This is a genomic window from Bacteroides sp. A1C1 (assembly GCF_004328515.1).
Lineage (GTDB): Bacteria > Bacteroidota > Bacteroidia > Bacteroidales > Bacteroidaceae > Bacteroides > Bacteroides uniformis.
In genome coordinates, this window is record NZ_CP036491.1 from 2,257,871 (window position 1) to 2,281,467 (window position 23,597).

The window sequence follows — 23,597 nt, forward strand, 5'->3', positions numbered from 1 at the left end:
TATCAGTTCTTTTTCTATGATAAAATGCTATCTTTGTCCTCAAAATAATAGGTAAGATGAAACTTCGTTCACTCTATATCCTTTCTATTGTAGGGCTGCTACTGGTAATTGTGGTGCAGATTGGTGGTATGATGTATGCTTACGACAATACCAAGAAAGAGGCGGAACGCGCACTGAACGAATGTTTCCGTCTGGCTTTTATCGAAACGGTGGACAACGAGATTAATAATTTACCGTTTCCTGACATGACTATCCCTTTTTACTCGTATCTATCCAAAGACAGTATCAGGTCTTTCGAAGATGAGATGTTTTTAAACTATCAGCAGGCAGCTTCCTTTCTCGAAGATGTATATCATGTCGCCATTCCATTAGATGTGATGGCGAGGTTGGTAGAGAAGAAACTGAAATGGAAAAATATAGACCGGACTGTAAATATCCGTCCTGCGACGGACAGAAGCAAGCGTTCGGTATATGTACGGTTCAAGTCTGTTCTTTCGGAAAAAGCCTGGTTGAATGAGAAGAAAGGAGAGGCCATTGAAGCTGTCATGTTTTCTCCTTTTATACCGCTTGTCAAGGATATAGTCTTTTTGTTCCTTCCTACGCTTCTCTTGGTTGTTTTTCTGGTGTACAGTTGGGCCAGGCAAATGGATTCCATACTTAAACAAGGTAATGATATTGAGAAGCAGCGGTCTGCTTTTTATGTGCTGGCAGAGAAGATGAGGTTGCCGATAGGTGAGGTACGTAGTCAGATATCGGAGAGCCGGTGGGCAGATATAGAAGCCTCGGGGCAACATTTGCTGGACATGACAGAACATACGCTTACGGGAGCTAAGCAAAGCGAACGGCAGCGGCAGGTGCGCAAGCAATATTCTTTTAAAGTCTTTTCGATTGTCGGGTTGATTGCCGGCTGTCTGCTGATGGTAGTCTGGTTTGTCTATCTGTACCGTGCTTCTTTCAAAGAAACTGCCTATCAGGTAAATGATTGTTTTGAAGCGGCTTTTTATGACGAGGTCTTGAAACGCCGCCTTTCTTTGCTCTACGAACAGACTGATAGGGATGGAAAGGATGAATGGGAAGAGAGTGTTGAATCGCCTTTTGCAAAGGAGCAAAGGGAATTTCTGGAGAAAGAGCAGTCGAAGTATAAGGTGAACCGCTTTGGAGTGGTACATATGTACAATCCGGTCGATTTGAATTATCGACTACGCTCTGCTTTGATTATGCAGCGCAGCATCAATGAAAGCGGAATGGAACTTCCTCTCTCCGTGCAGTACCTCGATTCTGCTTTTGCTTCCAGGTTGGAAGCCTTGGGAATGACCTATAAGAGTGGTATCCGCCAGTACTACGCTCCCTCCGATAGTACAGTGGTGGAAGCAGGATATGCCTCGGCAAAATATCAGGATATTTCTTCCCGGTTTATACCGTTGAAGGAGGACAGCATCCTTTGTATACAAGGTGTGGTGAAGAATCCGTATCGCTACGTCATAAGTTCCGTATGGTATCTGTTTCTGCCTCTTTGGGTGATGTTTTTGGTGGTGTTGGACTGTATTCTCGGCCAGGTGAAAGTTTTGCGTACACAGCGGCATTTGGAGCAATTCCAGAAGGATTTTACTTATGCTATGATACACGACATGAAGTCTCCTCTGAGTTCCATCCTGATGGGAGCTCATATTCTGAATAGCGGCAAATTGTCCGGTAAGCCCGGAAAAGAAGAGAAATACCGGCAGGCGATGATGGAAGAGTGTGAGCATCTGCTTACCCTTTCCAATCGTGTACTGGTACTTACCAAGCTGGATGAGGGACATTTGGAACTCCATCAGGAAGAGGTGCCTTTGCGGCCTTTACTTGATGATATGATTGCCAAAATTTCTCTGAAAACCAGCAAAAGGGTAGAATTTACGACCGTTTATCATCGTTGTGAAATGGTGTATGCCGATGCCTTCTGTTTGCGTGAAGTGTTGGGCAATCTGCTGGACAATGCCATTAAATATTCCCATGAAGAGGTAAAGATAGATATTATTTGCGAATCGGAGAAAGGCTTCTGCAAGATAAAGGTGTGTGACAACGGATTGGGTATTCCCTTAAAAGACCAGTCTCTTATCTTCAACCGTTTTGAACGTTCTGCAGCAGTCGGGCGAAGTGGAAGGGGCGGTGCTGCAGGTTTTGGTCTGGGCCTGAATTATGTACAGCAGGTGATGCTGGCACATGGCGGCAGGGTAGAAGTGGAAAGTGAAGAGGGGCGCTTCAGTGAATTTACACTCTACTTTCCTATTGAGACTGTATAAATTTACCACACGTGGAAATTCAATCCTTCTGATTTGTCAGTAATATAGGAGTCTCCGCCGAATGAGCGTAATTGCCAGAGGATGTAAAGGTCGTCGAAACTCATGACAGCCAGTAATATTCCAAATCGTGTGACATCATAATTGCCACTTGTCATACCATATATAAGGGGCAATATACCCAGTAGCAGGAAGGGCAGCAGGCATGTGGTGCGATATTGCCACATGCGTATCGGCGAAAACAATCTGAACAACAGTTTATGTAGGAATAGATTTACCAGGACAGCTGCCAATATACACATGAAGAATCTGACCAGCGATAGATGGCTGGTTGTTTCTCCATGTATCGACTGAAACAGAATCAGCATTGGTACTGCAAATACTATGGCAGCTATGATGCCGTATTTATTAATCCTCTTGCCCGAAACTACTATCTCTGTCCCTTTTCGGCTTTTTGTTATTGAAATATCTGCTTTCATAGTGTGGATTTTTTGTATTGATGTTGCAAAGGTAGAGTGGGGCACATGCTTCATAAGTTATCGCTACGTTAATATTAGGTTAAGAGGCGTTGTTTTCCTCGTTTATTTTATAGCAATATGACTGTTGCATTCATTCTTTTCCTTATTTTTGCAATATATAATAAACGCATTATGATAAAGTTATTGTTGGTAGAAGACGATGCAAGCTTGAGATATATAGTTCAGGGCGGGTTGGAAGATATGATAGGCGGTTATGAAGTGATTGCTGCCGCCAATGGCGAGGAGGGCTTGAAACAGTGGAAAGAACAACATCCTGATGTGATAGTATCTGATATAGAAATGCCCGTTATGAACGGTTACGAGATGGTGAAGCGTATCCGCGAGACAGATGGGGAAACTCCGATTCTGTTCTCCTCTGCCCTGATATCTCCTAAAGATGTGGTAAAAGGTTATGAAATCGGTGCCAATAACTATATAAAGAAACCGTTCATTCCCGAAGAACTGGATGCACATGTCCACGCCTTATTGAAGCTTTCCAAAGGCGAAAAATCGAAAGACACGAGTCAATGCTACAAGATAGGCAAGGAATATGTGTTGGATGCCACACATGCCACTTTGAAACATGCTTCGGGTGTAAACAAGACTTTGACTGTGCGCGAGACAGGTTTGTTGCAGATGCTTTGTGAGAAGCGGGGAGACGTTATCCGCCGGGAAGCTATCTTGGATAAATTCTGGAATACGGAAGATGATTACTTTGCTTCCCGCAGCCTGGATGTATTTGTGACGAAACTTCGGAAATTTCTTTCGGAAGACGAGTCGGTAACCATTAAAACAGTGAAAGGAGTAGGATTGATACTGATAGAAAATTAATAATGTATCCTTCTATATTGCAATAATTTAGCAGTACATGTACTGTTCTTCTGGTTTATTTTCGTTATTTTTGTATAGCAGTATTATATGAATATAAAGAAGGAGGGTATATGCGTATAAAACGGAAAGTCAGTATCTCTTGTCTTGGTGGCCGTTTGGGAATCTGCCTGCTGTTGGCTTTTGTGCCGCAATTGCTTTCTGCGCAGGAAGACAGTGTATGTTTCATTCGTGACAGTATACAGATACAGCCGGAATTCAATGAATCTCTATTCTCTCCTTTTGAGCTTCCTTCTGAAAACTCTGCCCCTTCTTCCATGTTTCATCCGGAGCACTCCTATTCCCTGCCCGATTTTTCACTGAAAGAGTCTCTTCGTCTGCCTTATCAGACCAATCCTTCCCTGCTATTTCGGGGAGATTACAGTACAAGCGGTGTATTAAGACAGTTTCCTCACGGCATGTTATTCGGTTCCGGTGGGCAGACCAGCGTACCGGGTATCGGACGTTTCAACAATGCTTCCCTGGGATATCAGCATGCCTTTAACCAAAGGCTGACGCTCCAGCTTGGCGTAGATGCCATGAAGATAAATATGATTCATTCCACCGGGCAGGCTTTCAGTACTTCGGGAGCTTTGCGGTATCAGGCTTCGGACCGTGTAGCTTTTAAGGTTTTCGGTTCGTATGCCATAGGAAATACTTACGGGATGGATACCCACCGCTACGGTGCCACCATGTCTTTGGATATGTCCGAACGTTTTGGTATGGAAGTTGGAGTACAACGTTATTACGATGCTTATCGCGGTCGTTGGGAGACGGTTCCCGTTGTGATTCCCTATTATAATTTCGACAAGTTTAAATTAAGTCTGGATGTAGGTGGAATCTTGTATGAGATTCTGCGTAACACCGTCTTTGATAATAGAGGGGGCAGTGGCGGAGCGACTATTGCCCCACCACGTTTTCAGATGCCGCCATTGAGATAAGATAAGTATAAATCAGCTTTTTGTAGGGACAATCATCAAACAATTTACTACTGTTACATAATATTATTGCTAATGTAGAAATACTTTCATGATATTTCGTTTATTTTTTGTTTTGCTGTTCGTTTTTGTGCGGACAGTTGTCCGAAAATGGACATTACTATAAAATAGTTATTCTTTGATAATCAGTGATTTAATTCTTTGGCACGCAGATTGACTATATATAGGCGAAGGCGGTTATGAAACAACAACCTCCTCAGAGAAAGAAGTAATAACAATAAAAAATAACGATTATGAAAGCAACAGTATTTTCAAAAGCAGTGGTAATGATGGCAGTGGTAATGGCAAGTGTAATGAACTTTTCTGCAAGCGCGACAACTCCTGCCGATTATGTGAAAAACGAGGAGATGACCGGAGAACTGATGACCGCCAAGACTATCTTCCGCAATGAGGACGGACACCTTTTCCGTCACCTCCGCTACACTTACACTTATGACAGTGAGAACCGTGTGACGAGCAAGGAAGCTTTCAAGTGGGATAGCGTAAAGGAAGCCTGGGTGCCTTATTTCAAGCTGGATGTTGAATACACTGACAGTGAAGTTGAGTTGAACTATGCCCGTTGGAACAGTAGAACTAATGGTTACGACAGCTATACGCAAACTACCGTTTACGAACTGAATGACAGCAATGCGGCTTTGATGTTGGCAAGTACCAAATAAAGGATAATATATCAAATACAAAAGAGCCAAGTATCGTGAGGTGACACACCTTTGATACTTGGCTCTTTTTCGTTGAGGAAATGTATTATTGTTTCTCTGTTATCAGTCCGACAGCATAATTCAGCACTGTATCTTCATCCTTCATGAAATCTGCTACGGTTTGGGATACTTGATGATGGGGCGGTATGCCTATACCTTCCATGGGGAAACCTTTAGAAGAGACGTCCGGCTGGCGGGTAGGGATACGGAAATAGGTCCGCTGTTTGGTACAGAAAGGACGGGGGCCATTGCCGGTATCCCCTCCGGTAGCTTCGCCGATGAGGGTGACATTTCCGCTTTCCTTCATGTCGAGTGTGAAGCTCTCGGCAGCAGAGAGCGTATATGTGTCGGTCAGCAGATAGATTTTACCTTTATAGGCGTCGGCTTCGGGCTGCATGATGTAGCTCTTGCTGACGCAGTGTGGTTGTGCTTCGCGGATGAAGTACTTGCAGATGTTTACTCCATTCATGCTGTTTCCTCCGCCGTTTCTACGTACGTCTATAATGAGGTATGGTAAATCCTTGACTTTGGGATAGACCGCCTTGAAATCTTCCATGACGGGGTTCATCATGGTTTTGATGGTAAGGTAACCAATGCTGTCTTGTAATATCCTGCTCTCCACAGTTTGTTCTTCGTTATCCGGAAAATAGTCCCTTTGTTTCAAGGGAAGGGTGGCGGTCAGAGTATCGCCCCCTCTCAGCAGTGTATAGTTTCTTAGGGTGTCTGCATAACTACGGAACGCATCATAGGCTGTACGGAGCCGTCTGTGGGGGATGGTAGATGCTTCGGTATATTTTTCGTTCTGTTCAATCCATTGTTTATAGGGGAGTCCGTTGATAGCTATAATCCGGTCTTTGTCCTGGAAGCCGTATTCTGTCAGATAGTCACTGGGTTTGTCAACGAACAAGGAATCCTCTATAAAGGCTACGCGCTGATTGGCTGTGTACCTCTTGTAGCAGGTAATGGCGTGGGCGCATTGTAAGGCAGAGATGTATTCCTGCACTATCAGTCCGTAGTCTGTGGTGGTCTGCGCCTGGCGAACGCGGGCGTCACAAGCTTGATACAATGAATCCATATTCAGATGCTTGGCCTGGTATAATGAATAATTCTCCATGACAATCTGGTGTATTTCTTTGAAATCTTCTTCAAACTGCGAGGGGGGTAACGGTAGTTCCGCGATGTAGAAGTTTTCTACATCAATCTGCTTGTCATTATAGAAATAGTTGGCATAAACATACAAACCACACCAAATGGTTGCCAGTACAGCCATTACGATGACTATTACTTTTGAAATTTTTTTCAGAATCTTCATGTTTTATAGAGTTTAGTCGATATTTGCTTTTTCGGCAAAAATAGTAATAATTTTTGTTAATCTTATTTTTCTAACTCCTTATTTGCCAATAATGGTAACATGGAGGTAACTAACTGAGCTTCAAGTGCCTTCTTGTACGATGTCTGGTAGTTGGCTAACTTTGCAGCCATAAATCAAAACATACTAAGGAGAAGTGATTATGAAGAACTATCAGAAAGTAAATGTGCCTGCAGGCGAGGCACGTGTCGAGTTGCACGATTCATTGAATCTGACTGGTGCAGAAGTATCTATCAGCAATTTGCCGGCTGGTGCAGGAGTACCTTTTGTGCATTCGCACAAGCAAAATGAAGAAATTTATGCCGTCCTCTCCGGACGCGGCACCATGGTGGTTGACGGAGAAACCGTAGAACTGCAGGCGGGTGACTGGCTTCGCGTGGCTCCGGCAGGAGAACGCCAATTGTCGGCTGCGGCAGACAGCGCCATCAGTGTGATTTGTATTCAGGTGAAAGCCGGCTCTCTGGAAGGCTTTACGATGACGGACGGTGTGGTGAAGTAAGAGGAAGTCACACAAGTAGAATTAAGGTGATAGGGGATGGTCTGTGGTGCAGGCTATTCCCTATTGTCATATGATGTGCAGTGATTTATTGACTGCGATTTGTTTTAAGTCAAAATAATCATATATTTTGTACTATACCTAAGAAAACAGACTATGTCAACTGATGCAATAAAACAGAAATTATGATTAAATTGAAGAAAGAGCATTGTTTCTGTCACATAACGAGGACCCAATCAAAGAGCTTAAAACTAAAAATTGAAAACATAATATCATGACCCAGCATAATGCCATCAAGCTTTTCGAAGCGAAGAAAGTCCGAACCGTTTGGGACGACATAGAAGAAAGATGGTACTTCTCAATAGTAGATGTGGTGACAGTCTGCTGTATGCCTATCCAGTTACGTCTCCGATAGATTGGAAAAGGAAAGATATAAGAGGAAACGTGTTTTCATTTTGTTCTTGTTTTGGGCGCAAAAGTAATAAATATCTCCGTTAACCTAACATTAACGTAACGATAACCTAAAAGCTTTTTACCACCTCCTATCTTTGCAATGTCGAAAGGGAACAACTCCCCCAAAGACAAGAACTTGAAACAAAATGTATAACTTAAAAAATAGAACCATTATGAAGACTTTAGTAATTTCAGCAATCATCGCAATGACCTCTTTAGTAAACGTAGTAAGCGCAGCAGCCGTTAATCGTACAGACAACTTTGCCTATAATACCGAAACCAACGACGGCCGTGTGGAAACACAAACCGTATTCAAAGTGGAGAATCAGAAATTCCTGCACCACCACTTGAAGTACAATTACATTTACGACAACTCCGGTCGCATCTCCCAAAAAGAAGTGCTGAAATGGAACGAATCCACGCAAAGCTTTGAGAAGCACCACAGTCTTAACTTCTTCTATACGGATGACGTCACTGTGGAATACGCCCTCTGGAACGAGCAAAGCAATGCCTACACCGACATCAAGCAGAAAGCCGTCTATCGGCAGACCGACAGCAGTGTCCTGCGCTACCTCAGCTACGAATGGGACGAAAAGAACAATGACTGGAGCTTGACAGCACCATCACATGACGGGTGAATCTGTGCAGTTATTGGCAGAGAAATAAGAAAACACGATTTCTATTCTATTTATTTTAAAAACCAAGACATTATGGCAATATTATTTCGCAAACACGAACGTTTAAGTAATTTGGCACAGAATTCTGTAAAAAGGTATATCCTACAATTATATATAAATACAGCAATCCGGCAAGACTGAAAGAAGTGGCAAAGGAAATCAGCACCATGTCCAGTGGGAGTGAGGGTAATTCCTATAGTGTGCTGAAAGTTATCTGAAGAAATCACTGTTGGCAGGTCGTATCGTGACTGAGTAAATTCTGAAAATATAGAGACTATGGGCCTCCTTTCTACACTGTGTGCGGGAGGGAGGCCTTCTTCTCTTCCAAAAATAACCGGATTGCCTTTCTTGAACAAACAATTATAAATATCTTTGGAGCATTATTCACTCATTAAACTAACAGAAAACACCATGAAAGTCACAAACAAATCAACAGTGAGAGTAGGCGCGGCAGGAGTCGCAGTCATTGGAATTATAGTATTGTTCTTGGTCATGTTTGCCGTGGAGCGTATTGATTCGGGACAGACGGGCATCATCGTCAATCTGGCCGGTAGTGAGCGTGGAGTAGATGATGCCAAGGTGGAAACCGGATGGGTGGTTTACAACCGTTTTGCCAAGCAGCTATTCGAATATCCTGCATTTGCGCAGATTGTAGACTACGAACCTTTCGACATTCAGGACAAGAAGGGAACCATCTTCAAGACAGACCCTACTATAGAATACTTCATTGAGCGGGAGGATGCCAAAGTAGTTTTTCTACGCTATCGCAAGACTACCGAAGAATTGGAACAGAGTGTTATCCTGACAGAAGTGAAGAACGCTTATAAGGACGTGGCAGGACTCTATGAGACGGATTCGCTCATCAACAACCGTCCGGCTTTCGAGAAGGAGGTGGAGGCATTACTGAAGGAGCGTCTCAGTACCCGTGGCTTTACGTTTACCAACATACAGTCGTCCGTGAAACCCAACGATGTGCTGCAAGCTGCCATTGACGAAAAGAATACTGCTGTGCAGAATGCCTTGAAGGTGGAGAATGAAAAGAAAGCCGCTATAGCCGAGGCGGAAAAGGTAGTAGCTGCCGCCAAGGGTAAGGCAGATGCCAACCGTATCCTTCAACAAAGCATCACGCCGGAATTGATTCAACTAAAGGCTGTGGAGAAATGGGACGGGAAATTGCCGTTGTCTACCGGTGGAAATACGTTGCCATTCCTGAAGTTGCAATGACAATCTCTATGAGACCCCATTGGCAACTTGATTCTTTTGGGGAGGTACTGATTGTGTGCGCGGATAATCACAAATAAATCAAGCGGTAAGCCATCTATCTCTCTATTTGCTAAGATTTATTCGTCCGATACTTGTTGAATTATCGTCCGACAGCCGTTGAATTATCGTCCGACAATTGTCGGACGATAATTCAACGGCTGTCGGACGAATAAGTTTTAGTAAGCAAGAATTTAAAATGCAGTATTGCAGGAATTGTTGCTTAAATAGGGAATGTAGTAAATGGGAGACAACTGTTGCTCATCCTTGTTGGGATCGCATGAACAAGGTTTTCAAGAAGATAAAGGGCGTTTCGCCGAGTGAATATGTACTTTTGTAAGGGAAAAGGGGAAAGATACGAAAGGTATGGGCATAAAAAAAGGAGTACCGCTGTACTCCAACCTTTGTTAACCTTAAATCTAATACTATGAAAAACACATTGCAAAGGTACGAACTTTTTGCTTATCTCCAAATAAAGCAAATAAAAAAGACTGTTTTATAACATGTTTTAGGAAAATGCGTCTCTTTGTTAAGGCTTGCTAAGGTTTTGAAGCCTCTCCGTGGCTGTTTTCTAAAAAAGAATTATCTTTGTCACATTAAGTTTTGGGTCTTACTTGACGATTTCCTGCTCTCTTGGCTCAAAGCTTTGGAAATTAAAAATTAAAGACTTGTATGCACGAAGATATTGTCCTTACCCCGATGATGAAGCAGTTCCTCGACTTGAAGGCAAAGCATCCCGATGCTGTCATGCTGTTTCGTTGTGGTGACTTCTATGAAACCTATTCCACCGATGCCGTCGTCGCGTCCGAAATCCTCGGTATTACCTTGACCAAACGTGCCAATGGCAAGGGGAAAACCATCGAAATGGCGGGTTTCCCGCATCATGCGCTCGACACCTATCTGCCCAAGCTGATACGTGCCGGCAAGCGTGTGGCCATCTGCGACCAGTTGGAGGACCCGAAGCTGACGAAGAAACTGGTGAAGCGCGGCATCACGGAGCTGGTGACGCCGGGAGTTTCCATCAACGACAATGTGCTGAACTACCGGGAGAACAACTTCCTGGCTGCCGTGCATTTCGGTAAGGGTGCCTGCGGTGTGGCTTTCCTGGACATATCTACGGGCGAATTTCTGACGGCGGAAGGACCTTTCGACTATGTGGACAAGCTGCTGAACAACTTTGCCCCCAAAGAGGTGCTTTTCGAGCGTGGCAAGCGGCTGATGTTCGAAGGAAACTTCGGCAGCAAGTTCTTCACCTTCGAGTTGGACGACTGGGTGTTTACCGAGACATCTGCCCGCGAAAAGCTGCTGAAGCATTTCGAGGTGAAGAACTTGAAAGGCTTCGGTGTGGAGCATCTCAAGAACGGTATCATCGCTTCGGGAGCCATCCTGCAATACCTCATCATGACGCAGCATACGCAGATAGGGCATGTCACTTCGCTGGCACGCATCGAGGAGGATAAGTATGTCCGCCTGGATAAGTTCACGGTGCGCAGCCTGGAGTTGATGGGGTCGATGAACGACGGTGGCAGTAGTCTGCTGAATGTGATAGACAAGACCATCAGCCCGATGGGTGCCCGCCTGCTGAAACGCTGGCTGGTATTCCCGTTGAAGGACGTGCAGCCGATTAACGAGCGGCTGAATGTGGTGGAATACTTTTTCCGCCAGCCTGATTTCAAAGAGTTGATAGAAGAGCAGTTGCATTTGATTGGCGACTTGGAACGCATCATCTCCAAAGTGGCGGTAGGGCGTGTCTCTCCGCGTGAGGTGGTGGCGCTGAAGGTGGCTTTGCAGGCGATAGAACCCATCAAGGCGGCTTGCATGGATGCCGATAATGCCAGCTTGAACCATATAGGCGAGCAGTTGAATATCTGCCAGTTTATCCGCGACCGCATTGACCGGGAGATAGACAATGACCCGCCGTTATTGATTAATAAGGGAGGTGTCATCAAATCCGGTGTCAGTGCCGAGCTGGACGAGTTGCGCCGGATTGCCTACTCCGGCAAGGATTATCTGTTGCAGATACAGCAGCGCGAGAGCGAACTGACAGAGATTCCCAGCTTGAAGATAGGCTACAACAATGTCTTCGGCTACTACATTGAGGTGCGCAACACGCATAAGGACAAGGTGCCGGCAGAGTGGATACGCAAACAGACCCTTGCCAATGCCGAGCGCTATATTACCCAGGAATTGAAGGAGTACGAGGAGAAGATTCTCGGCGCGGAGGACAAGATACTGGTACTGGAAACACAACTCTATGCAGAGCTGGTACAATCTTTGAGCGAGTTCATTCCTGCCATTCAAATCAATGCGAACCAGATAGCACGGTTGGACTGCCTGCTCTCCTTTGCCACAGCGGCGCGCGAGAACAACTATATACGCCCCGTCATTGCCGACGACGACGTGTTGGAAATCCGTCAGGGACGGCATCCGGTCATTGAGAAGCAGCTCCCCATCGGCGAGAAGTATATTGCCAACGATGTGATGCTGGACAGCCAGACGCAGCAGATTATCATCATTACGGGTCCCAACATGGCGGGTAAGTCCGCTTTGCTGAGGCAGACGGCGCTGATTACGCTGCTGGCTCAAATCGGCAGTTTCGTGCCTGCGGAGAGTGCCCATATCGGTTTGGTGGATAAGATATTCACCCGTGTGGGTGCCAGCGATAATATTTCCGTGGGCGAGTCTACCTTTATGGTGGAGATGAACGAGGCGGCGGATATCTTGAACAACCTTTCTCCCCGCAGCCTGGTGCTGTTCGACGAGCTGGGACGCGGTACTTCTACGTACGACGGTATTTCCATCGCCTGGGCGATTGTGGAGCATATCCATGAGCATCCAAAGGCGAAGGCACGCACCTTGTTTGCCACGCACTACCATGAGTTGAACGAGATGGAGAAAAGCTTCAAGCGTATTAAGAACTACAACGTTTCGGTGAAGGAGATAGATAACAAAGTCATCTTCCTGCGCAAATTGGAGCGCGGTGGCAGCGAACACTCCTTCGGTATTCATGTAGCCAAAATGGCGGGTATGCCCAAAAGCATCGTGAAGCGTGCCAATGACATTCTGAAACAACTGGAAACAGACAACCGCCAGCAGGGGATTTCCAGCAAACCGATGGTGGAAGTGGGAGAGACACGCGGTGGTATGCAGCTCAGCTTCTTTCAGCTCGACGACCCGGTGCTGTGCCAGATACGCGATGAGATACTGAATCTGGATGTGAATAACTTGACGCCGCTGGAGGCGCTGAACAAGCTGAATGATATTAAGCGGATAGTGAAGGGAAAGTGATTTTTACTTATAGGAGAAAACGTGGAATTTCAGGACTTGTACAAGTTTTTGCACAAGCCCTGAAACTCCATGGTTAATAGTTTTTCCTCTAAAATTATTCTTCCAAGATTATCTCTAATTCTGCTATGGCAGCTTTCTTTCCTTTGTCATGGGCCGATAATCCCAATAGTTTCACATAACGTGCCCGGCAAGGAGTAAATTCTATAGTTTGCGTTGCTGTACCTATATGGAAGGTGCCATAGATAATGGGCTGCCCCCAATTTTTTCCATCTTTGCTTGCATATACTTCATAGGAAGCTATCCGTCCTTCTTCGCTATCTTGTCGCGGAGTGTAGCGGATACCCTTTATAGTGGCCTCTTTGGATAGGGAAAGATGTATCTCATGAGGGTAGGGAGCTATGTAGAATTGGTTGTGTACCGTGTGCCAATAGGTGTTTATGTTACCGTCTGCCGCCAGCTTCATGCTGTTGTCTGCATCGCTGTCTACGGAGACCACTATTTGTCTCTGGGATGCTCCGCTGATGTTTTTCAGGATGCTCACATTCAGTTCGGCTGCCGAAGCCCATTTCCTGCCGTGCATTTCGGACAAGGGAACGAATTTGAAGTAACGGGCAGTGACGGGTGTTTCCAATGTTATGGTTTGGGCAGACGTCAGATTGGAGAATGTACCTTTGACGGTGCTTTCCCAATTTTTTCCGTCTTTGCTGAAGCTTAGCTCGTAGTCTTTGACGTGTCCGTTATCATTGGAATGTCGTGCTGTGTAGATGAATTTGTCCACTACCAGTAGGGAAGCCATGTCTACCACAATGCTGTGTGGAAACTCTGGAATGGGTTCGTGCCAACGGGTGTGCCAATACGTGGAAGGGTCTCCATCGATGGCGTTTTGCGCCTCTTCTCCTTGGCTGTCGCTGCTGGAGGAGACCACCTTCCATGCCGAGTGGTCTACGAATATGGGTAGTTCCATAGTAGTGACCAGGCTCTTGCCTAATTTTCCAGAAACAGCGTATGTTTGTATCTTTCCACCGTCAATGAACTCGAATGGAGCTGTGTATTCCCGGTATTCGTTACCGTTAAGGCTGTAGAAGATGGTCGCGTCCGGAGTTCCGGTACTCATTTGCAGGTAACCGTTGTTATCGCGTTCTACCATTACGGGCATGCATGCAGGCATCTGTACGCGTGCTTTCTTGGTAAGCTCACTTTGCGTGTAGCTTCTTTCCAAAGGCATCATGATGAAGCTGAATGCTACGGGAGTTGCTTGCAGTTCGTATTTTTTCATCGGGCCTGGACCGCAGCTTGCGTTGCCCAGAGGACGATTGTGGGCATCAAGACAAAGAACTGTCTCCTTGCGCATCGGGATGTCGTATTTGTGAATCAGTTTTTGCAGATGGTCGGGGTCTGCCATGTCTTGTGCTCTGACATGCAGGGCAGAAGCCGCCATTTGGTCGCCTGCCACGAAAACGAAGCCCATACCGTCGGCGTTGGTGATGGAAATCCAGCGTACCTCTTCATGGTTACCCATCTCCTGAGGCTTTACATAGTTCACCCATTGGTCGGATACTGTACTTTCGTATACGCCTATTGGGGTGGCATCCTTGCGGTCTACGTAGTTTTCCCATGGGCCACGTCCATACCAACGCATACGCTCGAAGCCTTCGGGCAGTTCCATTCGATAGCCCACACGCGGAATGATTTCGCTGTCGGATACCGGGATGATGACACTGTTCACCATGATGGAACCATCGGCATTTACGGTGTATTCTATTTCTGTGCGATACTCAAAACCGAGTTTACCTTTGTGGCAGTTCCGGATGTGCAGGGTTATTCTGTCCTCTTCTTGGTGGGTTTCCCATTTGCCGGTTTCCGCTTGCAGCTGGTAAAGGCCTTTGCGTTGCCAATCGCCACTTACCTGTTTATCGTTGTCGGTGGGAGCACGGAAGAGGTTCAGTTCGAGTCCTTTACTTATCAGGGGGATATTATTCAATGTATATGCCGATAAAGTTCCTTCTTCCTTGGAGAAGACAGCTTCAAAACGTTCACCTTTCACCACCAATGCGTCGGCAGTTTCGTTTAGATTGATGTTTCCTTTTTCGGGTACGAATATAGGTTTCTCGCTGCTTGATAGCTTGAATTGTTCGGTGGCTACCTCGTAGTCGGCTTTTGCCCATTCGGTATCTCTTTTTTGGCAGAAACTGAAATTGATAAAGTATTCTGCTCCGGGTACCTTCGTTGCGGGTATGTCTGGCAGGGTGATGACTTTGCTTGCCTGTGCTTCCAGCTTCAAATCTTCCAGATTGCCTGAGCAGACGGTCCTTCCATCTTCCGTTATTTCGTATCTCCCGTAGAGGTCTTCCATATTGGCATGGAATCGCTTGTTGCTGATTCTATATTTGCCATTCCCTAATGCTTCTATGCGGATGGGTTGATGTATCTTCTTCATTTCATAGGATTTGGCAGATAATGTACGGTCGGAGAAGATGACGCCGTTGGTACAGAAGTTACCGTCGTTGGGCTTGTCACCAAAGTCACCGCCTACGGCCATGTAGAAGCCTTTGCCGTCGGGAGTGGGCATACGCAGGCTTTGGTCCACCCAATCCCAAATGAAACCTCCGATGAGTGCCGGATAGCGTTCGTAGGTTTCCCAGTATTCCTTGAAGTTTCCTATGGAATTTCCCATGGCATGGGCATACTCGCATACTACGTGAGGTTTCACGATCTCGCCCTTTTGTATTTTCTCCAATCGTTCACGGCCTACGTTTTCCAGCCAGTCCACACTTGGGTACATGCAACTGGTCACGTCGCAGAAGGAACTGTTTCCCTCGTAGTGGGTGGGGCGGGTAGTATCCAAACGTTTGATGGCCTTTTCAGCAGTGGAGAAGTTGTTTCCGTTTCCCGATTCGTTGCCCATGGACCACATTACGATGGAAGCGTGGTTACGGAAACGTTTCACTTGGTTCTCGTTGCGCTCGGTGAATGATTTTTCCCACTGTGGCTCGTGTGAGAGACGCATTTCGCCGTGGCACTCTACATTGGCTTCTGCCAATACATAGATGCCATAGCGGTCGCATAGGTCGTAAAAGTAAGGGTTGTTGGGGTAATGGGAGGTACGGACAGCATTTACGTTCAGCGCTTTCATTAGTTGTACGTCCTTTTCCATCTCTTCTTTGGAGACGGTACGGCCATTCAATGGGCTGTGATCGTGGCGGTTGACACCTTTGAAAAGAGTGGGTTTGCCGTTAATCAGCAGTTGTCCGTTTTTGGCAAACTCTATTTCGCGGAAGCCTACCTTTACACTACGTAGGTCTGTCACTTTTCCTTTCTGTTTTAGGGTCAGGGTCAGGTTGTAGAGGCTGGGTGTTTCGGCTGTCCATTTCAGTGGGTTCTTCACATCGAATTCCAGATGGGTACTACCTATTTTTGTGGCGTGGATAGTGCGTGATAGCACTTCCTTTCCTTCTGTGTCGGAGAGCTTCACTATGAGTTCGGCAGAACTTTTCTTACCGGTGATTTCCACGTCCAAAAAAACTGTAGCATTACGATAATCTCCGTCCAAGTCGGTTCGGAAGAAGAAGTCCCTAATTTGCGTGCGTGGTGCTGACCATAGGAATACATCGCGGAAGATACCGCTGAACCGCCAGAAATCTTGACATTCAAGAAAACTTCCATCGGTGAAACGGTACACTTCAACTGCCAATGTGTTTTTTCCTTCTTGTAAATAGGGAGTCAGATTGAACTCGGCAGGTAAGTAGCTGTCTTCTGAATAGCCCACTTTTTTACCGTTCAACCAAAGATAGAAACCTGCTTCCACTCCATTGAAGCGAATAAATACATCTCTGCCCTTCCAAGATGTGGGCAAAGTGAATTCACGTCGGTAACTGCCTACGGGATTGGGCATGTTGGCAAAAGTATAGTCTGCCGGGCGAGGTTGGATGACGTTGGGCCATTGTACTCCTTTACTGTAATCACAGAAAGGGTAAATGGTATTACAATACAAAGGCTTGTCCCAGGGCTTATTATGGCGTACAGCCTCTATCTGCCATGTGGCGGGCACTTTGATGTTATCCCAGCCACTTACGTCGTAGTCGGGCTTGAAGAAATCCTTCGGCCGTTTTTCGGGATCGGCCACCCAATGGAATTTCCATGTACCGTTCAGAGTTTGATAATAGGGGGATTCCTCGATGCTCAGGCGTAGGGCTTGTCCTTCGTCGGCAAAGGGAATAGCGGTTTGGCATGCCGTTTCTTTGTTCACTCCCGAAATGTTCAGGTCATTCCATTCGGGTTGTTCGTGAGTTTGCGCTGTTGCGGTAGCAAGCAGCCCGGTGAATGCGATACTCAAAAAAGAGCTTCTTTTCATAAATACAGATGGTATAAGATGATTAAGTATTAGTGATTTCCTGTCCTTCCTTCACGTTCTTCTTTTGCTGTTCGCAGTATTGACGGGGTGGCATTCCGTAACGTTGTGAAAAAGCTTTATAGAAAGTGCTTCGGTTGGTGAATCCCGTGCGGTCCATCAGCTCTTCGATGGTGAAGTTGCTGGAGACTAACAAGCGTTCCGCCGTGGAGAGGCGGTATTCTTTGATGATGTCGGCAGGCGATTTGTCAGTAAGTGGTTTCAGTTTGCGGTAGAACTGCCGGCTGCTGTAGCCCATTTCCTTACTCAAAAGTTCTACTTGCAGGTCTGGATTGGCTAAGTTCTTTTCAATGACTTCTGTCATTTTCTCTAAGAATTCTTGTTCTTCTTTGTGCAAGCAGCTTCCTTCTTTCCAGGTAAAGGTGCTGAGTGCCGAACTATAATATTCCTTCAGGTTTTCTTCGCGGCGGATGAGATGATAGACCATCTTTTCCAAATATTTCACATTGAAAGGCTTGGTGACATAGGCATCCGCCCCCGATTCCAGTCCTTTTACTTGGTCGTCTTCGTGATGCAGTGCTGAGAGCAGGATTAGGGGAATATGGCTCCACAGCTTGTGTTGCTTGATGGTGAAGGTGAAGGATAACCCATCTATATCGGGCATCATCACGTCTGAGATGATGAGATCTGGCTGTCGTTGCTCCAGGCTGTCTAATGCCTTTTGGGCATTATTGAAAGAGAGTACGTTGTATTTCTCTGTGAATATTTCGGATACGAACCACAGCATGGAAGGGTCATCATCTATCACCATGACCGTCTGCTTGTTTGCGTCGAATTCTTGGGTGTATTTTTCGGGCAATTCTTGCACTTCTTCGGTGGGAATGCTTGGAGAAGCCGCTTCGTATGCAGTTTGCGGTACTTCTTGTCCGTTTGGGGGGAGCGAGGGAAGGCTTACAGTGAAGGTGGTCAGTTCGCCCGGTGTGCTTTCGATGTTTATGTCTCCTTCCAACAGGGTCACCATGTTTTTGCAGATGGCCAACCCCAGTCCGTTTCTTGAGTTTTTGCCGTTCATCTCCACGGAGTCGAGAATCTTATAGCGGTCGAATATCTTTCCGAGATTTTCCGGTGTGATGCCTTTGCCGGTATTGGCTATCTTCAAAATAAGACGTTCGTTTTTCGTGTACAATGTTACGCTGATGTTCCCCTTGTCGGGTGTGTACTTGAAAGCGTTGGATATGAGGTTTCCGGCTATTTTGTTGAAGCAGCTCAGGTCGGTGTTCCATGTCAGTTCGGGGGCTATGTCAAGGCAGTAGTTCATTTCTCTGTTTTCCGCCATGTCACCGAAGGATTCGGCGATGTCCCTTAACTTTTCGGAAACAGGTTGCGGCTGTATGGAGAGCATTTTGTTTTCCGTTTCCAGTCTTCTGAACTCCAGCAATTCCACAATGAGACCATTCAGCTTTTCCACATTTTGCTGAATCATCTTGGCGTAGCGGTGCGTGTAGATATCTGTCTCCTTGTGGGTGAGTATCTTCTCGCACGGTCCCTGAATCAGGGTGAGGGGGGTGCAAAACTCGTGGGTGATGTTGGTGAAGAAGCGTAGTTTTGATTCATAGACTTCCTCTTTTTTCTGTCGTTCCATTTTCTTCATCATGTGCTGCCGCTTCAGGCGGTAGGTATAGAATGCATAGGCGACTATGCCTGTACATAATAGTAACCCTAACAAAAAGTAGCCCACATAGGCCCAGGTACTGAGATACCAGGGAGGAGCGATGTAAATGGTGAAGGCTTGCGGATGGCTTTCTTTACCGTTGATGTTGTTGCGGTATTTCACAAACAGAGTATATTCTCCGGGGGAAAGGTTGGAGAAGATGGCATTGGGTGAAACTCCGTTTTCTATCCATTGGTCGCTTGCTTCCTTTAGTTTATAGGAGTAGAAATAGTCGTTTCCGTTAATGTAGTCTGTTATCCGGAAGTTGAGCTGGAAGAAGTTGTGTTTGTAGTCCAGTTGTAGCACGGGCTTCCCGTCTTTGTAATGTAAAAAGTCATGCAGGTTGTATTCCTTACCGAAGATGGAAAGTCCTTTCAGGCTGATTTCGGGCATATAGTCCGTGGTGATGTAAGAATCGGGCTTCACGGTGACGAAGCCGTTTACACCTCCAAAGAAAAGGATTCCCGTAGCATTGTCTTTGTAGAAGGCTCCATCACTAAATTCGGTCACGGCCAGTCCGTTTCCGTTGTTGTAGGTCTGCTTGGTCTGTTCTTGGGGATTGAGTCTCATTAATCCTTGATTGGTACTCACCCAGAGATTGCCTCGGTTGTCCTCCAAGATACCATGTACGGTGCTGTTGGTGTAGAGCTTTGCACTGATGCTGTCTGGGTTTCCGTCTTCGTTTGAGTAGAAGCGGAGAAGCCCTGATCCAGTGCCCAGCCAGTAGCCTTGCTCGTTTTTGTGTATGGCGAACACATCGTTGGCGGTTTGGCTGTTTACCAAGTTGTTGAAGCGGAACTGTGCCATTTCTCCAGTACGTACATCAATGCGGTAGGCTCCGAGCCCTCTGTTCCCGAACCACAGCGTAGAGCTGCTTTCACGGTAGGAGGTGAAAAAATAGTTTGATGCCATATGTCCGTTACTCACCAAAGTCCGTGTAGCATGCTTCACAATAGGATCTTTTCTCTGATTTTCTAGTGTCACCTTTACGATTCCTTCGCCCACGGTGGAAATCCAAAGTGTACTGTCATTGGTTTGATCAATGGAGTGCACATATTTCACTTTGGTTCCATTGGCTTGTACCGCCAGTTCTTTCAATTGGTGGGTAGAGTAGGAATAATAATTGATTCCGTTTTCCGTACCTATCCAAAGTCGGTCTTTTCCACCGGGTGCAAAACAGTAGACGGAGTTGTCGGTCAATGTGCTGTTACCGGTGATGAGACGATCATGTTTTTCGGGTGTATTGTTGACAAGATAATTCGGTATACGCAATATGCCACTGCCTTTGGTTCCTATCCATAAGGTTTGCTGTGGGTCGAGGTAAAGGCTGCGTACCGGGTTGTTCACCTGATATGCGGGAGTGTTGAGCAGGGTGTTGGTCATGGTGAATGTGTCATTGTAAAGCATGTATAACCCTTCTCCGTCGGTAGCTACCCATACGATATCTTGAAATTTGTCTTTCATCAGACAGAAGATACCCGACTGTATTTCAGTGTATTCTATACGGTATTTAATCTTTTGGTTTGCTTCATATTTCAGTACTATCAAGCCGCTGCTTTTGAAACCGATACAGAAGTCATTTTCTCGTTTGATGATGGAAGATACTTCACCTCGTTTTTCTATTTCGTCTTTCAGGTCGGCAATGTAGTAACACTGTCGGTTGCTGAAACTATATTCGTAGAGGGCATAGGTTTCATCAATGAAGTAGGCTGAATCTTCTCCGATGAAGGCATGCTTCAAGCCGTGATGTCCAAATGGCTTTTCCGGAATCAGTGTCACGCTTTTTCCCGTGTGGTTCAGACGATAGCAACGAGTGTTGTTTCCAGTTGCGAATATCCAAAGCAGGTTGTTGGAATCAATGGTCATGGACAGTACTTTATTAAAATCCATGGAAGAGATGTTTAACTGGAGAAATTTCTGGTTCTCTTGTTGGTAGTGATACAGATTTCCGTCATCTTTCAGCACTAACATGCACTTGTTGTTGCTTCGTGCCAAGAAGATGTTGTCCTTGAATTCGGTAAAGGTCCGGCAGGTCTGTCGGTATGTATCCAATCTGTCTAACCCGTAGTTGGTTTGTAACCACAGTATGCCTGGCTCTGATTCTACGATCTGGCTGATAATGTTGCCTGACAATAGGTTGCGTGACACATCAACGGGCGTATATAGGTGGATATTGTTGCCGTCAAACACGTTCAGTCCGTCGCATGTTCCTATCCATAGTACACCTTGGCTATCTTGGTAAAGGGATTGGATGGCACTATTGGAAAGACCGTTTTTATTGGAGAATTGCCGTAGGCTGTAAGCGTACACAAAATCCGGAAAACAGCATAAGAGGCTGATAAGCAATAAAATCGTATGGCCTTTCCAGTATATGTCTTTCATGTGGCTTGTTGTATTGATTTTGAGTTGCAAAGATATATTTTAAGGTGGAAACAGTCAATATTTGCAATATATTTCTTTAGTTGTAGGCTTACAGTTTGCTTTGTATCTGCTCCGTATCCTTAGAAATGTATTTGTACGGAGCAGATAGGTATGGATATGATTAGCGAATGACCGCAGCGAATCCACCGTTGCGTGCCAAACGGACTGTGATATGGTCGCCTTTCTTCAAGGATTGTTCTTGCTTGCGGTAGTCCATGGCTTGGTGGTCAGCGTTGATGCCGTCTTCAAAAGAGGTCATGAGATAATTTTTTCCTTCTTGCAGGAAATCAAGGGAGATGTTAAAGACCCGTTCACGTTCGCGGTTGTTGGTCATGCCTCCTATATACCATTGTTCTCCTTTGCGTTTGGCCACGATGGCATATTCTCCTGCTTTGGCTTCGAGAGCGATGGTTTCGTCCCATGTTTGGGGTACTTGGGTGATGAAACGTGTACACTCGTCGTTGCGATAATAGAGGGTAGGATTGTCTGCCATCATCTGCAGGCCGGTTTCAAAAAGAACAAAGAGTGCCATCTGATAGGCACGTGTGCCGATGCTGGCAGAATTGGGACGTTCGGAATGGTAGACTTCAGGCTGCATGCTAAGCATGGCGCCGGGAGTATAGTCCATGGCTCCTACTGCGTTGCGTATGAAGGGGAAATAGACACTGTTGTCGGGACGGCATCCGCCCATTTGCTCCATACCTCTTACGCCTTCGTAGGAGAGTACGTTTGGGTATTTGTATTCTAATCCGGCAGGTTTGAAAGCACCGTGAAAGTCAACGAAGAGATGGTGTTTGGCGGCTTCATGTGCTACGCGTTCATAGAAGTTTACCATCCATTGGTCGCTACGATCCATGAAATCTATCTTTACGCCTTTCACACCCCACTTTTCGAAAGTTTCGAATAGGTCAAAGTGGTTTTCTACCGTAAGCCAAGTGAGCCATAACACAATGCCTACGTTTTTTTCTTTGCCGTAGCGGATGAGTTCGTGTATGTCTACCGAGGGATTGGGTTTATAGGGGTTGCGGGTGTTCATGGCCCAGCCTTCGTCCATTACTATATATTCTACGCCGTAGTGGGATGCGAAGTCGATGAAGTATTTGTAGGTGTCAAGGTTGCAACCTGCTTTGAAGTCCACGTCGGGGCCGTAGGGTGTGGCTCCGTTCCACCATTCCCAGCTGGCTAGTCCTGGTTTAATCCAAGAGGTGTTTTCTATGACATTCTTTTCAGCGAGGCGATAGGATAGAGTGTTTTCTATAAGTTTGCGGTCATCGTCGGTAATGACGAAGTAACGCCATGGATAACTGCGCTTGCCTGCGGTACGGGCTATGCAGTTGGCTTCTTTCAGAATCTTGAGACTGCGGTCACCGTCTTCTCCGAATTCAAGAGGCAGACGGGGGAAGACGGCGGTAATGCCGCCTTGTCCATCGTTTTTCAGAAACATGGCGGGATAGTCTGTCAGATTGGTTTCACTCATGAGGATTTTGTCACCTTTGGGTGTGCTGGCTAAAAGGGGAAGCAGAGCCATGCGATTGGAGTTTTTCCACTCGCTGCTTGTTTGGTGGCGATATTCTTCTTCATAGGAAGTCTTAAAGCCGTCAGGTTGCTGAAGATGTAGCAGGCAATCATCCACAAAGTTCAGGCGGAGGATTTCATTCATTATTTCTTGCTCGCCTTTCAGGTCAGTAAGGAAGCGGTAGGCGAATCCGTCATCAAAGGCACGGAACTCTACTGAATAGCCTCCTTTAAACTTCAGTAGCAATTGGTTGTAGCGGTTGGTTATAGTAGAGAATTTCAGGGGTACGATGGGAGTCAGTTCCTCGTTTACATTTTGGCGTACTACTTTGTTTAGTTTAGGATGGATGCCCAGCTGGTGGTTGGCAGTTTCCAGACCAATGACACAGTTGTCCATCAGTGTTTGATTTCCTTGGGTTACATCATATTGGATTTGATCGGTCAGCTCCACTGAGATGCGGATGTTTCCGCTGGGTGAGGCCAGTTGATGTACTTTCTGTCCGAAAGCGGTCAGTGAGAGGCAGAGAACTGCCGAGAGTAGGAATTGTTTTTTCATGTTCTTAGCTTTTGGATTTTTACAATATACAAAAGTAGTTTGTATTCTGTAGGAAATGTATGCTATTTATGACATAAATATATAAAATCATGCCACAGACGACTTTTTACATATCTATGTCGCGAATCTGTACAGTATGAGAG

Annotated in this window: 14 protein-coding genes; 9 read left to right on the plus strand and 5 right to left on the minus strand. The window is 45.9% G+C overall.

What is annotated here, in order from left to right; genetic code table 11:
- Positions 1-56: 56 nt before the first annotated feature.
- On the plus strand, positions 57-2,282 hold the full coding sequence (locus tag EYA81_RS09185) for a sensor histidine kinase KdpD (protein ID WP_009037489.1): 2,226 nt from the start codon (positions 57-59) through the stop codon (positions 2,280-2,282).
- 2 nt (positions 2,283-2,284) lie between these two features.
- Here EYA81_RS09185 and EYA81_RS09190 read toward each other — a convergent pair whose 3' ends face one another.
- Entirely contained in the window at positions 2,285-2,758 is a 474-nt protein-coding gene (locus tag EYA81_RS09190) for a metalloprotease family protein (protein WP_227187434.1), read from the minus strand.
- A 171-nt stretch (positions 2,759-2,929) separates the two neighbouring features.
- On the opposite strand from EYA81_RS09190, the gene EYA81_RS09195 reads away from it, so the two are divergent.
- The 3 genes from EYA81_RS09195 to EYA81_RS09205 all read left to right on the plus strand — a co-directional run bounded on the left by EYA81_RS09195 (position 2,930) and on the right by EYA81_RS09205 (position 5,321).
- Positions 2,930-3,628 (plus strand): response regulator transcription factor, encoded by a 699-nt coding sequence (locus tag EYA81_RS09195; RefSeq protein WP_009037487.1) that lies wholly within the window; start codon positions 2,930-2,932, stop codon positions 3,626-3,628.
- A gap of 110 nt (positions 3,629-3,738) precedes the next feature.
- Positions 3,739-4,605, plus strand: a complete 867-nt coding sequence (locus EYA81_RS09200) for a hypothetical protein (protein ID WP_117599910.1) — start codon at positions 3,739-3,741, stop codon at positions 4,603-4,605.
- A gap of 290 nt (positions 4,606-4,895) precedes the next feature.
- Complete coding sequence (locus EYA81_RS09205) at positions 4,896-5,321, plus strand: DUF3836 domain-containing protein (RefSeq protein WP_005824804.1); 426 nt, start codon at positions 4,896-4,898, stop codon at positions 5,319-5,321.
- Between the two features lie 85 nt (positions 5,322-5,406).
- On the opposite strand, the gene EYA81_RS09210 is transcribed toward EYA81_RS09205, so the two are convergent.
- Positions 5,407-6,672, minus strand: a complete 1,266-nt coding sequence (locus EYA81_RS09210; RefSeq protein ID WP_117599909.1) for a S41 family peptidase — start codon at positions 6,670-6,672, stop codon at positions 5,407-5,409.
- A 199-nt stretch (positions 6,673-6,871) separates the two neighbouring features.
- Here EYA81_RS09210 and EYA81_RS09215 point away from each other — a divergent pair, with 199 nt between their 5' ends.
- The 5 genes from EYA81_RS09215 to mutS all read left to right on the plus strand — a co-directional run bounded on the left by EYA81_RS09215 (position 6,872) and on the right by mutS (position 12,903).
- On the plus strand, positions 6,872-7,228 hold the full coding sequence (locus tag EYA81_RS09215; protein WP_005824807.1) for a cupin domain-containing protein: 357 nt from the start codon (positions 6,872-6,874) through the stop codon (positions 7,226-7,228).
- A gap of 271 nt (positions 7,229-7,499) precedes the next feature.
- A complete protein-coding gene (locus tag EYA81_RS19200; RefSeq protein WP_005824809.1) occupies positions 7,500-7,640 on the plus strand; it encodes a hypothetical protein in 141 nt (46 codons plus the stop codon).
- 211 nt (positions 7,641-7,851) lie between these two features.
- On the plus strand, positions 7,852-8,316 hold the full coding sequence (locus tag EYA81_RS09220) for a DUF3836 domain-containing protein (protein WP_117599908.1): 465 nt from the start codon (positions 7,852-7,854) through the stop codon (positions 8,314-8,316).
- A gap of 450 nt (positions 8,317-8,766) precedes the next feature.
- Entirely contained in the window at positions 8,767-9,579 is an 813-nt protein-coding gene (locus EYA81_RS09225; RefSeq protein ID WP_005824816.1) for an SPFH domain-containing protein, read from the plus strand.
- Positions 9,580-10,287: 708 nt separating this feature from the next.
- Positions 10,288-12,903 carry a DNA mismatch repair protein MutS gene (gene mutS / locus EYA81_RS09235; RefSeq protein WP_131225657.1) on the plus strand — a complete coding sequence of 872 codons (2,616 nt, stop codon included), beginning with the start codon at positions 10,288-10,290 and terminating at the stop codon, positions 12,901-12,903.
- Between the two features lie 94 nt (positions 12,904-12,997).
- On the opposite strand, the gene EYA81_RS09240 is transcribed toward mutS, so the two are convergent.
- The 3 genes from EYA81_RS09240 to EYA81_RS09250 form a co-directional block, all read right to left on the minus strand.
- Positions 12,998-17,254, minus strand: a complete 4,257-nt coding sequence (locus EYA81_RS09240; RefSeq protein ID WP_120139008.1) for a glycoside hydrolase family 2 TIM barrel-domain containing protein — start codon at positions 17,252-17,254, stop codon at positions 12,998-13,000.
- A 22-nt stretch (positions 17,255-17,276) separates the two neighbouring features.
- Positions 17,277-21,344, minus strand: coding sequence for a hybrid sensor histidine kinase/response regulator transcription factor (locus EYA81_RS09245; protein WP_131225658.1), 4,068 nt, complete (start codon positions 21,342-21,344; stop codon positions 17,277-17,279).
- A 160-nt stretch (positions 21,345-21,504) separates the two neighbouring features.
- The gene (locus EYA81_RS09250; RefSeq protein ID WP_098031903.1) at positions 21,505-23,454 is read right to left on the minus strand and encodes a glycoside hydrolase family 97 protein; all 1,950 of its coding nucleotides are present in this window, start codon (positions 23,452-23,454) and stop codon (positions 21,505-21,507) included.
- Between the last annotated feature and the right edge of the window lie 143 nt (positions 23,455-23,597).